General features: G+C 68.1%; 12 protein-coding genes and 1 pseudogene. 3 read left to right on the top strand and 10 right to left on the bottom strand.

Features of this window, described 5'->3' with window-relative positions; translation table 11 throughout:
• Positions 1-12: 12 nt before the first annotated feature.
• Together DYS74_RS15095 and DYS74_RS15090 are read right to left on the bottom strand one after the other, a co-directional pair.
• Positions 13-582, bottom strand: coding sequence for a TetR/AcrR family transcriptional regulator (locus DYS74_RS15095; protein WP_121534523.1), 570 nt, complete (start codon positions 580-582; stop codon positions 13-15).
• Positions 582-1,070, bottom strand: coding sequence for an HPP family protein (locus DYS74_RS15090; RefSeq protein ID WP_121534522.1), 489 nt, complete (start codon positions 1,068-1,070; stop codon positions 582-584). Before DYS74_RS15090 ends, DYS74_RS15095 begins: the two co-directional genes overlap by 1 nt.
• A 158-nt stretch (positions 1,071-1,228) precedes the next feature.
• On the opposite strand from DYS74_RS15090, the gene ftsH reads away from it, so the two are divergent.
• Complete coding sequence (gene ftsH, locus DYS74_RS15085; protein ID WP_121534521.1) at positions 1,229-3,037, top strand: ATP-dependent zinc metalloprotease FtsH; 1,809 nt, start codon at positions 1,229-1,231, stop codon at positions 3,035-3,037.
• 50 nt (positions 3,038-3,087) lie between these two features.
• On the opposite strand, the gene DYS74_RS15080 is transcribed toward ftsH, so the two are convergent.
• The 6 genes from DYS74_RS15080 to hmgA all read right to left on the bottom strand — a co-directional run bounded on the left by DYS74_RS15080 (position 3,088) and on the right by hmgA (position 9,458).
• Positions 3,088-4,398 carry a TRAP transporter large permease gene (locus tag DYS74_RS15080; protein WP_121534520.1) on the bottom strand — a complete coding sequence of 437 codons (1,311 nt, stop codon included), beginning with the start codon at positions 4,396-4,398 and terminating at the stop codon, positions 3,088-3,090.
• Positions 4,399-4,914 (bottom strand): TRAP transporter small permease, encoded by a 516-nt coding sequence (locus DYS74_RS15075; RefSeq protein ID WP_121534519.1) that lies wholly within the window; start codon positions 4,912-4,914, stop codon positions 4,399-4,401.
• Positions 4,911-5,915, bottom strand: a complete 1,005-nt coding sequence (locus tag DYS74_RS15070; protein ID WP_121534518.1) for a TRAP transporter substrate-binding protein — start codon at positions 5,913-5,915, stop codon at positions 4,911-4,913. The genes DYS74_RS15075 and DYS74_RS15070 overlap by 4 nt, the downstream gene beginning before the upstream one ends.
• Positions 5,912-6,601 (bottom strand): maleylacetoacetate isomerase, encoded by a 690-nt coding sequence (maiA, locus tag DYS74_RS15065; RefSeq protein ID WP_121534517.1) that lies wholly within the window; start codon positions 6,599-6,601, stop codon positions 5,912-5,914. The genes DYS74_RS15070 and maiA overlap by 4 nt, the downstream gene beginning before the upstream one ends.
• 2 nt (positions 6,602-6,603) lie before the next feature.
• Positions 6,604-7,821, bottom strand: coding sequence for a fumarylacetoacetase (fahA, locus tag DYS74_RS15060; RefSeq protein WP_245965297.1), 1,218 nt, complete (start codon positions 7,819-7,821; stop codon positions 6,604-6,606).
• Between the two features lie 269 nt (positions 7,822-8,090).
• The gene (hmgA, locus tag DYS74_RS15055; RefSeq protein WP_121534515.1) at positions 8,091-9,458 is read right to left on the bottom strand and encodes a homogentisate 1,2-dioxygenase; all 1,368 of its coding nucleotides are present in this window, start codon (positions 9,456-9,458) and stop codon (positions 8,091-8,093) included.
• 151 nt (positions 9,459-9,609) lie between these two features.
• On the opposite strand from hmgA, the gene DYS74_RS15050 reads away from it, so the two are divergent.
• On the top strand, positions 9,610-10,032 hold the full coding sequence (locus tag DYS74_RS15050; RefSeq protein WP_121534514.1) for a MarR family winged helix-turn-helix transcriptional regulator: 423 nt from the start codon (positions 9,610-9,612) through the stop codon (positions 10,030-10,032).
• Here the strand turns inward: DYS74_RS15050 and DYS74_RS15045 are convergent.
• Positions 10,029-10,514, bottom strand: coding sequence for a MarR family winged helix-turn-helix transcriptional regulator (locus DYS74_RS15045; protein ID WP_121534513.1), 486 nt, complete (start codon positions 10,512-10,514; stop codon positions 10,029-10,031). The genes DYS74_RS15050 and DYS74_RS15045 overlap by 4 nt on opposite strands.
• Positions 10,515-10,598: 84 nt before the next feature.
• Complete coding sequence (locus tag DYS74_RS15040) at positions 10,599-11,327, bottom strand: helix-turn-helix domain-containing protein (RefSeq protein WP_121534512.1); 729 nt, start codon at positions 11,325-11,327, stop codon at positions 10,599-10,601.
• A 112-nt stretch (positions 11,328-11,439) separates the two neighbouring features.
• On the opposite strand from DYS74_RS15040, the pseudogene DYS74_RS15035 reads away from it, so the two are divergent.
• Positions 11,440-11,701 (top strand): annotated as a pseudogene (locus DYS74_RS15035) (MBL fold metallo-hydrolase); the annotation flags it as partial.

Raw genomic sequence — 11,701 nt, 5'->3', positions numbered from 1 at the left:
GCGGGGCTGTGCTCAGCGCCCGATTGCCTCGGCGCCGGCCCGCGCCAGCGCCGAGGAAAGGGCCGTCCGGAACGCCTCTGCATTGCCCGAGGCGCGGGTCAGGACGATGCCGCCCTGAATTGCGGCCAGAATGCTGATGGCCTCTTGCCGCGCCGCGGATTCGGGCCATCCCGCCCGCTGCAGGCATTCTGCCAGCGCTTCGCTCCAGCGGGCGAAGTAGCTTTCGATCCGCTCGGAAAAGCGGCTGCGAACGTCATCGAGCGCGAAGGCGCCGACGAGGCAGATGCGCTGGCCGGAGCGGAAATAGGTCTCGACACTCGCGGCCATCTCGGCCAGCGCCTGCTGCGCCGGCCTCTCCCGCAGCGGCGCGAAGATATGGACCTCGAACCAGTCGGAAATCTGCGCCAGCACCGCATCGGCCATCTCCTCCTTCCCGCCGGGAAAGAAGTGATAGAGGCTGCTCCGGCCCGCCCCCGTCTCCTTCGCGATGACGCCGATGCTGGCGCCCTCGTAGCCGTGGCGGCGGAAGATCTCGGCCAGCTGCGGCACGAGGTCGCTCCGTTCCAGATAGCTGCGCGCCATCACCGCACTCCTGCCGGATAGTCGGCCCCGTTCAGCCGGTGGAACAGCAGGGCGACGCCCACCAGGATCACCGATCCGGCCAGAACCGGGAGGAAGAGAAAGCCGAAGCCCGGCGCGGTGGCGAAGACGACGAGGGGATCGGCCCCGGCCGGCGGGTGGGTGACGCGCAGCGCGACCATCAGCGCGATCGCGCCCCCCACCGCAAGCGCCATGCCCCACCAGGTCGGCGGCAGCCAGGCATGCATCAGCAGCCCGGTCAGGGTTGCCACGAAATGACCGCCGATCACGTTGACCGGCTGCGACAGCGGCGCCGAGGGCGCGGCGAACAGCAGCACACAGCTTGCACCGAACGGGGCGATCAGCAGCGACACGGCAAGCTGGCTCGTCAGGAGCGCCAGCAGCGCGATCGCCAGGAAGCCGCCCGCGCCGGCAAGCAGGACCGTCCTCGGGCGCGGTGCGGGCAGGGTGGGGGTGAGGAATCTGAGCACGGCGAATCCTGTAACGATGTGTCCACGATGGACCAATCGTTACAACCAGACCCCGCACTTCGTCAATGGCCGACCCGAGGCCGGTGACACGCGGCAAGGCTCTGGCGGCGAACGCGGCAACGGGGATAGCATGGGTCGAAACCGAACGGGCGCAGGGCATGAACAAGACGACTCAATTCCACGTCTGGTACTGGGTGGCCGCCTTCGCCCTCCTGACGGTCTTCCAGTATTTCTACGCCGGCACCGCCCAGGTCGAGCAGATCCCCTACAGCCGGTTCGAGACCGAGCTGCAGGCAGGCAAGATCGCCGAGGTCGCGGTGTCGGACCAATACATCCAGGGCAAGTACAAGCTGCCCGCGGATGGCAAGCCGATGTTCATCACCACCCGGGTCGAGCCCGACCTCGCCCGGGACTTTCAGGCACAGGGCGTGGTGGTGAGCGGCGAGGTGCAGAACAATTTCCTGTCCGAGCTGCTGTCCTGGGTGGCGCCGACGGCGCTGTTCTTCGGGGTCTGGATCTTCATGCTGCGCCGGATGGGGCAGGGCGGGCTTGGCGGCGGACTGATGCAGATCGGCAAGTCGAAGGCGCGGGTCTACGTGCAGTCCGACACCGGCGTCACCTTCGCCGACGTCGCCGGGGTGGACGAGGCCAAGGCGGAACTGGTCGAGATCGTCAATTTCCTGAAAAATCCGAAGGATTACAGCCGGCTTGGCGGGCACATGCCGAAGGGCATCCTGCTGGTCGGGCCGCCGGGCACCGGCAAGACCCTGCTGGCGCGCGCCGTCGCCGGCGAGGCGGGGGTGCCGTTCTTCTCGATCTCGGGCTCGGAATTCGTCGAGATGTTCGTCGGTGTCGGCGCGGCGCGGGTGCGCGACCTGTTCGAGCAGGCCCGCACCAGGGCCCCGGCGATCATCTTCATCGACGAGCTCGACGCGCTCGGCCGGGCGCGCGGCATCGGGCCCTTGTCGGGTGGGCATGACGAGAAGGAGCAGACCCTGAACCAGCTTCTGGTCGAGCTCGACGGGTTCGACCCGTCCTCGGGGCTGGTGCTGCTGGCCGCGACCAACCGGCCCGAGATCCTCGACCCGGCGCTGCTGCGCGCCGGCCGCTTCGACCGGCAGGTGCTGGTCGACCGCCCCGACAAGGTCGGGCGGCTGCAGATCCTCGCGCTCTATCTGAAGAAGGTGACGCTCGCCAGGGATGTCTCGGCCGAGCAGATCGCGGCGCTGACCCCGGGCTTCACCGGCGCCGACCTGGCCAACCTGGTCAACGAGGCGGCGCTTCTGGCCACCCGCCGCGACGGCGATGCGGTGACGATGGAGGATTTCAACAACGCGGTGGAACGGATCGTCGCCGGGCTGGAGAAGCGCAACCGTCTGCTCAACCCGAAGGAGCGCGACGTCGTCGCCCATCACGAAATCGGCCACGCGCTGGTGGCGATGTCGCTGCCCGGGGTCGATCCGGTGCACAAGGTCTCGATCATTCCGCGCGGGGTGGGGGCGCTTGGCTACACGATCCAGCGCCCGACCGAGGACCGTTTCCTGATGACCCGGACCGAGCTCGAGAACAAGATGGCGGTGCTTCTGGGCGGGCGCGCGGCGGAACAGGTGATCTATGACCAGATCTCGACCGGTTCGGCGGACGATCTGGTGAAGGCGACCGACATCGCCCGCGCCATGGTCACCCGCTATGGCATGAGCGAGAAGCTCGGCCATGTGACGCTCGAGCGCGACCGGCCGTCGATGATGGGCACCGAAGACCCCTATTTCGCCGAGCCGCACGACTATTCCGACGAGACCGCGGCGCTGATCGACGCGGAGGTGAAGCGGCTGATCGACGAGAGTTTCGACCGGACCGTCCGTCTTCTGGGCGCCAGGCGTGCGCTTCTGGAACGGGCGGCGCAGGCCCTGCTCGAGAAGGAAACGCTCGACGAGGACGATCTGCGGGCGCTGATGGCCGCGGGCTGAGCGGCGCGCGGGCGGTCCCCGGAAGGCCCGCCCGCGGTGTCAGGAGGGGGCTACTGCACCAGCCACAGCGACAGCCACGGCACGAAGATGATCAGCGCCAGCCGGATGATGTCGGAGACCCAGAACACATAGACGCCGCGGAAGATCGTGCGCAGCGGCACATCGGGCAGCACCGAGCGCAGCACGAAGACGTTCATCCCGATCGGCGGGGTGATCAGGCTGATTTCCGTCACCACGACGACGATGATCGCGAACCAGGTGATCACCGCCTCGGGGTCGCTCAGCACCGCCAGGCCGAAGTCGAGGTTCGCGATCACCGGATAGAACACCGGCACGGTGAGCAGGATCATCGACAGGCTCTCGAGGAAGCAGCCAAGCACCAGATAGATCGCGACGATCAGCAGCATCACCAGCCAGGGCGAGAGGCCCAGCCCCTCGACGATCTCCGACAGGCTGTCGGGAAGACCGGCAAAAGTGATGAAATTGCTGAAGATCTCGGCGCCGATGATGATCGCGAAGATCATCGCCGAAGCGGTGGCGCTGTCGAGGAACGCGGTCCAGAGCGCGCTGCGGGTCATGCCGCCGGTGGCGAAGGCGATGACCAGCGCGGCGGCGGCGCCCATGCCCGCGGCCTCGATCGGCGTGAACAGGCCGCCATAGATGCCGACCATGATGAAGACGAAAAGCGCCGTGACCGCCAGCACCGAGATCACGTCGCGGCGCGTCATCGGATGCACCTCGCCGACCTTGGGCGCCAGTTCCGGCTTCAGCCGCACCGCGGCCATCACGGCGAGCAGATAGCCGAGGATGCCGACCACGCCGGGGATGATGCCGGCCAGGAACAGCTTGCCGATGTCGGCCTCGGTCAGCAGGCCGAAGAGGATCAGCACCACCGAGGGCGGAATGAGGATGCCGAGCGTGCCGCCCGCGGCGATCGCGCCGGTGGCGAGGCTGTCGGAATAGCCGAAGCGCCGCATCGAGGGCATCGCCACCTTCGACATCGTCGCCGCGGTGGCAAGCGACGAGCCGCAGACTGCCGAGAAGCCGCCGCACGACAGCACCGTCGCCATCGCGAGCCCGCCGCGCATCCGGCCGAAGATCCGGTCCGCCGCGGCGAACAGCCCCTGCGCGATGCCCGAGCCCGCCAGCACGTTGCCCATGAAGATGAAGAGCGGCACCACGGACAGCGAATAGTTCAGCCCGGTCTCATAGACCGTGTTGCCGATCATCGCGCCCGCCGGTTCCCAGCCCCGCAGGATGCCGAAGCCGATGCCGCCGACGATCGCCATCGCGAAGGCGATCGGCACGCGCAAAAAGACCATGGCCAGAAGGATGGCGAAGGCGATCAGGGAAATGGTCATTCAGTCCTCCCGGCGCAGGATCAGCACGAGCGCGGAAAAGCCGCAGCTGGCCGCGGCGATGAAGGCAAGCGGCGCCATCGGCAGCGCGAGCGAGGAGCTGCGCGTGTCCTCGGCAAGCTGCGTCAGGCCAAGCCCGGCGAGCCGCCAGCAGAAGAAGCCAAGCGCCAGCGCCGAGACGAGGCCGGCCAGCCGGCCCAGCCCGCGCTGAACCGGCCGCGGGAAGAGGTGGAGCGCCAGGTCCACCTCGACATGGCCGCCGTCGGCGCTGGTCAGCGGCAGCGCCACGAAGACAAGCGCCGCCAGCAGGATCTGCGTCAGCTCGTAGGCGCCGCCGAACGGGCGGTTGAAGAAATACCGTCCCACCACGTCGACGCAGGTCACCGCGATCATCAGCGCGATCAGCACCGCGGCCACCACCGCCAGCGCCCGATACCAGGCCGTGTGCCGATGCGGCGTGCGGCCCGGGATCATGTCATGCGGCGCGTCCTCGGCGCCGCTCTGGACCTGCCCGCTCATTCCAGCGTCACCCCGGTCATCTTGCGGAACTCGGCGAGCGCGGCCTTGCCGTCATAGCCGTCGCCCAGCGTCGCCGCCCAGTTGTTCTCCAGCGTGTCGGCCGCGGTCTTCATCGCGGCCAGCACCTCGGGCGTCGCCTCGTAGAAGTCGACCTTGTCGCCGATCACCTCGCGCGCCTTGGCGTCGGCGTCGTTCCAGGCCTTGCCCACGCGCTCGGCGAAGGCCTCGCCCGAGATCGCGTCGATCGCGGCGCGGTCCTCGGGCGAGATCTTCTCCCATTTCGCCTCGTTCACCACGAAGAACCAGGTGGTGTTGTAGATCCCGCCGGGCACGGTCATCGAATACTTGATGTAATCGGTGAGGTTGAAGGCGGTCATCGATTCATAGGTGAAGGCCACCCCGTCGATCACCCCGCGCGACAGCTTCTCATAGACCTCGGTCGAGGACATGAAGAGCGGCGTCGCACCAAGCGCCGAGACCAGATCGCCGACATAGCCGCCCGGCACGCGCAGCTTCAGCCCGGCGAAATCGGCCGGCGTCTCGATCTTGCGCTTGTTGTTGTGCAAAAGACCCGGGCCATGCATGAAGAGGCCGAGGAGATGGGTGCCCTTGTGCTCCTCGGCCGCGTTCAGCTCGCCGCCGTAGATCTTCCAATAGGCCTTGGAATTCGCGATCGCGTCATCGCCGAGGAAGCTGAACTGGCCAAGGCGGGCGCGGTTGAAGCGGTTGTCCTCGGTGAAGGAATGCAGGCCATAGGTGATGTCGGCCACGCCGTCGCGGGCCATGTCGAAATGCGCCGGCGGGCTGCCGAGCGGCTTGCCCATGATCCGCACGGTGACGCGGCCGTCGGTGACCTTCGCGACCTCGGCCGCCCAGGGCTTGAAGGCGTTGACCACGACCGGGTGCTTGGGCGGCAGCCAGGACGACATGATCAGTTCCTCGGCCAGCGCCGGGGCCGAGGTGAGCAGCAGCGCCGCAAGCGCCAGTTTCAGCGATTTCATCGGGTCTCTCCCTGAATGGCCTTCGCCTCCCGCGAAGGGTCGAATTGATCGGGGTGCGCGGCCGCGAAGGCGGGCAGCGCGGCGCAGGACCGCGCCACGGCGGAAATGCGCGCGAGGTGATCGAAGCCCACCCCCCAGCGGGTCGCGTTGTAAAGCTGGGGGATCAGCGTGCAGTCAGCCATGCCCGGGGTGTCGCCGGCGCAGAACTGCCCGGTGAAGCCCGGATGGTCGAGCATCCTCTCGAAGGCGGCAAGACCCGCCTCGATGTTGTCGCGGTTCCAGCTTGCCCGCGCCTCGGGGCCGGCCAGCCGCTCGACCCGGGCCAGAACGCCGAGGTTCGAGACCGGATGCACCTCGCAGGCAAGCGCGAGGGCAAGGGCGCGGACATGGGCGCGCGCCTCCTCGCCCTCGGGCAGCAGCGGCGCGGCGGGGCGGGTCTCCTCGAGATATTCGAGGATCGCGAGCGATTGCGTCAGCAGATGGCCATCGATCGCCAGCGCCGGCACCAGCCCCTGCGGATTGATCCGCAGATGGGCGGGGGCGCGTTGTGCGCCGGCGACCAGATCGACCGGCACCCGGGCGAAGGGCACGCCCTTCAGCCCGAGCGCGATCCGCACCCGGTACGAGGCCGAGGACCGCCAGTAGTCGTAGAGAACGACATCGGTGACCGGGACCTGCACCGTCATCGTCAGGCCTTCGCGGGCGTGATCCGCCCGGTGCAGGGGCCGAAGCCGATGCGATAGCCCTCGCCCTCGGCAAAGGCGTAAAGGCCGATCTCGTCGCCATCCTCGATGAAGGTGCGGCTCTCGCCGTTCACCGTCACCGGCAGCTTGCCGGCCTGGGTCATCTCGAGCAGCGCGCCGGTCTGGTCGGGCGTCGGCCCCGAGATCGTGCCCGAGCCGAGCAGATCGCCCACCCGCATCGGACAGCCCGATTCGGTGTGATGGGCGAGCTGCTGCGCGCTCGAGTAATACATCACGTTGTAATTCGTCCGCCCCATCGGCGCGCCGTTCATCGTCCAGCCGATGGTCAGGTCGAAGAAGCCCGGCTTGTCTTCCTGCAGATAGGGCAGCAGCGGGTTCACCCGCTCGGCCCCGGCACAGCGGAAGGGCTCGAGCGCCGCCTGCGGCACGATCCAGGCGCCGATCGTGGTGCCGAGCGCCTTCGACTGGAACGGCCCGAGCGGCGCATATTCCCAGGCCTGGATGTCGCGCGCCGACCAGTCGTTGAGCAGCACATAGCCGAAGATCATCTCGTCGGCCTCGGCGACGCTGACGCGCTCGCCCATCTGGCTGTCGGCGCCGACGATGGCGCCGAGTTCGAGTTCGAGATCCAGCCGGCGGCAGGGCGACCAGACCGGGCCCGTCTCGCCCTTCACCTGGCCCATCGGGCGGCGGATCGGGGTGCCGGTGACGACGACCGACGAGGCGCGGCCGTTATAGCCGATCGGCATGTGGGTCCACTGCGGCGGCAGCGCGTTCTCGGGGCCGCGGAACAGCACGCCGACGTTGAAGGCGTGGTTCTTCGAGGCGTAGAAATCGGTGAATTCGGTGACCTTGACCGGCAGGTGCAGGGTGGCCTCGGCCATCGCCACGGTGGGCGCGGTCTCGTCGCCGCCCTCGGCCAGGATCTCGGTCAGGCGGGCGCGGATCTCGGCCCATTTGGCGCGGCCCTGCGCGATGAAGGCATTGAGCGCGGGTTCCGCGAAGGCGCCCTTCGCGTCGATCAGGCCGCGCGCCTCGCAGGCGGCGAGGTCGAGGATGCGGTCCCCGATCGCCACGCCACAGCGCGGCGCGGTGCCCTCGGTCGAAAACACCCCGTAGGGCAGGTTCTGCACCGGAAAATCGCATCCCGCTTCGTTGGCAGCCGCAAGCCAGCTGCGCAACGGCTTCTCCACCGTCGGCACCATCCGTCTCCTGTCTTATGATCCCCCCGGACAGGCCCGCGGCTCAGTTGCGCAGGCCGTGTCACTGCCCCGAATCCTTACCACGACTTGTTTCATTTGCAACCGTCAAAGATGTATCTCGGCCGTAAAATGACGAAAAACTTGTGTCACATGAAACGAAATCCCGGGACGGAGCGGCGTTTTCCGTCAATGCTGCAAGGGGATGACGGAAAACGGCCGGGCAGCAATGCCGCCCGGCCGTTCGATTGACGTCGCGTGAGGTGCGCGCCTCACTTCACTCCGGGGGTGCCGTCGAACTTCTTCTCGAGGCTGTCCCAGCAATCGATGTAATCGTCCTGCATCGGCGCCTCGGTCGCGGCGAAGGCGGTCAGGTGCTGCGGGAAGCGGGTCTCGAACATGAACTGCATCGTCTCGGCCTGATAGACCGGCACCATCGGCTCGGTCGAACCATGCTCGAAGGCGGCGCGGTCGGGGCCGTGCGGCAGCATGCAGTTGTGCAGGCTCATGCCGCCGGGGACGAAGCCCTTGGGCTTGGCGTCATAGATGCCATAGATGTTGCCCATCAGCTCGGACATGATGTTCTTGTGATACCACGGCGGGCGGAAGCTGTGCTCGGCCACCATCCAGCGCTCGCGGAACAGCACGAAGTCGATGTTGGCGGTGCCTTCCTGACCCGAGGGCGCGGTCAGCACGGTGAAGATCGACGGATCGGGGTGGTCGAACAGGATCGCGCCCACCGGGCTGTAGGTGCGCAGGTCGTATTTGTAGGCGCAGTAATTCCCGTGCCAGGCGACGACGTCGAGCGGGCTGTGGTCGATCCAGGTCTCGTGGAAGGTGCCGCACCACTTGATGACCACGCGCGAGCGCGCCTCGCGGTCCTCATAGGCGGCGACGGGGCATTTGAAGTCGCGCGGGTTGGCGAGGCAGTTCGCGCCGATCGGGCCGCGGCCGGGCAGGTCGAACTTCTGGCCGTAATTCTCGCACACGAAGCCGCGGGCGGGGCCTTCCAGCACCTCGACCCGATAGACGAGGCCGCGCGGCAGGATGGCGATTTCCTTGGGCTCGAGGTCGATCACGCCGAGCTCGGTGCAGAACCGCAGCCGGCCCTCCTGCGGCACCACCAGCAGCTCGCTGTCGGCCGAGAAGAAATATTCGTCCTGCATCGAGCGGGTGACGAGGTAGATGTGGCTCGCCATGCCGACCTGGGTGTTCACGTCGCCCGCGGTGGTGATCGTGCGCATGCCGGTGATCCAGGTCAGCGCCTCGCCTGCGGCCGGCATCGGCACCGGGTCCCAGCGATACTGGCCAAGGCTCGTCACCTTCGGCACCACATTCGGCGCGGTCTTCCAATAGGGCACGTCGATCTCGGCAAACCGGCCGGTGTGCTTGACCGAGGGCCGGATGCGATAGCACCAGGTGCGCTCGTTCTGGCCGCGCGGCGCGGTGAAGGCGGTGCCGGAAAGCTGTTCGGCATAGAGGCCGTAATTGCATTTCTGCGGGCTGTTCTGCCCCTGCGGCAGCGCGCCGGGCAGGGCCTCGGTCTCGAAGTCATTGCCGAAACCGGGCATGTAGCCCTCGTGCGTGCCGGTGGTGCCGGTCGCGCGGATCATGCCCGTGGGCAGCGTCTGGCTGGTCATTCCACGTCCTCCCTTCGCAGATGAAAGTCATTGCTTCTGCAACGAACATGTCGTTGTTGATGCAACGATGTCAACGGAGATTTCGCGCCCTGCGCATTTGTCGTTGTTTGCGCAACGAATTTCTGCTGATCTGGCGGCAAAGGAGGGGCCGATGAGCTTCGATCTGGACGGGTTCCTGCCCTATCGGCTCAGCGTTGCCGCGGCGCGGGTCAGCCGGCGATTCGCCGCGCTCTACGAGGCCGAGGCGGGGCTGACGATCCCGGAGTGGCGGGTGCTGGCGCATCTTGCGCGCTCGGGCTCGGTCAGCGTGCGCGACATCCACGAGCGCGTCGCCCTCGACAAGTCGGTGGTCAGCCGGGCGGCCTCGCGGCTGGAAACCGCGGGCTGGTTGCGCAAGTCGGGGCACGAGACCGACCGGCGGCTGATCGTGCTGGAACTGACCCCCGAGGGCGAGGCGCTGATGGCGCGGCTTGGCGCGATCGCGGCGCGGTTCCAGGCCGAGCTTTGCGCCGAACTCGGCCCCGGGGCCGAGGCCTTCGCCGCGGCGCTGTCCCGGCTCGCGGGCGAGGGTTAGTCCTCGATCGGGCCCGGGCGCGGGAAGGCGGTGCCGTGACCGGTCTCGGGCTCGGTGACCCTGGCGATTGCCCGGTCCAGCGCCGCGACCCCGCGTTCCAGCGCCGCCCGGTCGCGCGCCGGCATCGCCTCGAGGATCTCGTCCGCGCGCGCGCCGACCTGATCGAAGGCGCGGCGGAAGAGATCGCGCCCGGCCTCGGTGATCGCGTAATTGCGCAACCGCCGGTCAGAGCCCAGCACGGTGCGGGTGATCAGCGCCTTTTCCTCGAGCCGCGAGGCCGCCCGGCTGACCTGCACCTTGTCGAGCGAGGTGCGCTGCGCCAGCTGCAGCGAATCGAGCGACCCGGCCTCCTCGAGCAGGAACAGCAGCCGCCATTCCTCGCGCGAGAGCCCGTATTCGCGGCCATAGACCGCCACCAGCTGGCGCGAAAAGGCCTCGGCCACCACGGCCAGCCTGTAGGGAAAGAACGCCTCGATACGCATGACGGGCCCCGGCCACTTCCGAAAACTGTTTCAAATGCAACATTTGCCCCGGTCCGGCCGAAGAATCAACCCCCGGGTGAACGGCTAGCCCATCACCGCCGCCAGCAGATCGTGCGCCCTGGAGTGGCCGAGCTTCTGATAGGCGCGCTGGCGATAGGTCAGCACGGTCGCCGGGCTGAGGCCAAGGGCCTGGCCGATCTCGCGCGCGGTCTCGCCGGTCAGGCTGCGGGCGCAGACGCCGCGCTCGCGCCCGGTGAGGGAGGGGTGCGCGGCGGCAAGGCGGCGCTCGACCTCCTCGACCAGCGGCACCGGGGGCGCGGCGTTGCGCATGAGCCCGGTGATCGCCAATTGCGCCAGCGCGCCAAGCTGCGCCATGTCGGGCGCGGCGCCGCCCGAACGCGCATAGAAGGTCACGACCGTCGTCGCCTCGGGCTTGCGCCAGCCGAAGCAGATCTTCTCGGCAAAGCGCGGCCGCTCGAAACACAGCCGGCGATAGGCGCCCAGCTCGATCGCCTCGGCCGGGATCCGGCAGGCAAAACCGCTTCCGGGCCGCGCCGCGCGCCGCGCCGCCGCCACCGGGTCCGAGGCATGGAAGCGCCGCGCATAGGCCTCGGCCCGCTCGCGCACATCGCCAAGCCCGCTCGACGAGGCAAGCGCCTGCGGCGCGCCGTCCCCCACGCGATAGGCGAAAAGCTCCTCGACCCCGGTCGCGGAATGCGCAAGCTCGAGCAGCCGCTCGGCGAACAGGGCCGGGTCGCGCGCCTCAAGCAGCGCCGCCGCCCGGTCCGGGTCGATCAACCCCGCCGTCTGCATCCGATCCTCCCTTTCGGGCCTGTCATCAGATCTGCTGACAGACGGCCCGATTTCGTTTCCCTAGAAACGATCCTGAGCGTGAGAACGCAAGAAATCAAGGGGAGGGAGACCCATGACGAAACCTTTCGCATCCTCGGCCGATACCGCACTGAAGACTGACACGCTGGAAATCCTGGGGGACGGCGTCTATGCGCTGACCGCCGAGGGCGACCCGAACGTCGGCGCCATCGAGGGCGAGGATTTCCTCGTCGCCATCGAATCGCGCGCCACCCCCGCGGCCTCGCGCGACTGGCTGAAGATCCTGCGCGAGCAGACCGACAAGCCGGTGCGCTACCTGATCCTGACCCATTACCACGCGGTGCGGGTGCTCGGCG

Origin of the sequence: Paenirhodobacter hankyongi (assembly GCF_003664585.1) — a bacterium.
Classification (GTDB): domain Bacteria; phylum Pseudomonadota; class Alphaproteobacteria; order Rhodobacterales; family Rhodobacteraceae; genus Rhodobacter; species Rhodobacter hankyongi.
The sequence above is the reverse complement of the archived record's forward strand: the minus strand, read 5'-3'. Positions and strand labels throughout refer to the sequence as shown.

What these genes read in the sequence shown, in the direction of transcription:
- maiA (WP_121534517.1), bottom strand. Translation starts at nt 6,601, where the DNA reads ATGACGGTGCAGGTCCCGGTCACCGATGTCGTTCTCTACGACTACTGG.
- DYS74_RS15070 (WP_121534518.1), bottom strand. Translation starts at nt 5,915, where the DNA reads ATGAAATCGCTGAAACTGGCGCTTGCGGCGCTGCTGCTCACCTCGGCC.
- DYS74_RS15045 (WP_121534513.1), bottom strand. Translation starts at nt 10,514, where the DNA reads ATGCGTATCGAGGCGTTCTTTCCCTACAGGCTGGCCGTGGTGGCCGAG.
- DYS74_RS15075 (WP_121534519.1), bottom strand. Translation starts at nt 4,914, where the DNA reads ATGAGCGGGCAGGTCCAGAGCGGCGCCGAGGACGCGCCGCATGACATG.
- hmgA (WP_121534515.1), bottom strand. Translation starts at nt 9,458, where the DNA reads ATGACCAGCCAGACGCTGCCCACGGGCATGATCCGCGCGACCGGCACC.
- DYS74_RS15040 (WP_121534512.1), bottom strand. Translation starts at nt 11,327, where the DNA reads ATGCAGACGGCGGGGTTGATCGACCCGGACCGGGCGGCGGCGCTGCTT.
- DYS74_RS15050 (WP_121534514.1), top strand. Translation starts at nt 9,610, where the DNA reads ATGAGCTTCGATCTGGACGGGTTCCTGCCCTATCGGCTCAGCGTTGCC.
- DYS74_RS15080 (WP_121534520.1), bottom strand. Translation starts at nt 4,398, where the DNA reads ATGACCATTTCCCTGATCGCCTTCGCCATCCTTCTGGCCATGGTCTTT.
- DYS74_RS15095 (WP_121534523.1), bottom strand. Translation starts at nt 582, where the DNA reads ATGGCGCGCAGCTATCTGGAACGGAGCGACCTCGTGCCGCAGCTGGCC.
- ftsH (WP_121534521.1), top strand. Translation starts at nt 1,229, where the DNA reads ATGAACAAGACGACTCAATTCCACGTCTGGTACTGGGTGGCCGCCTTC.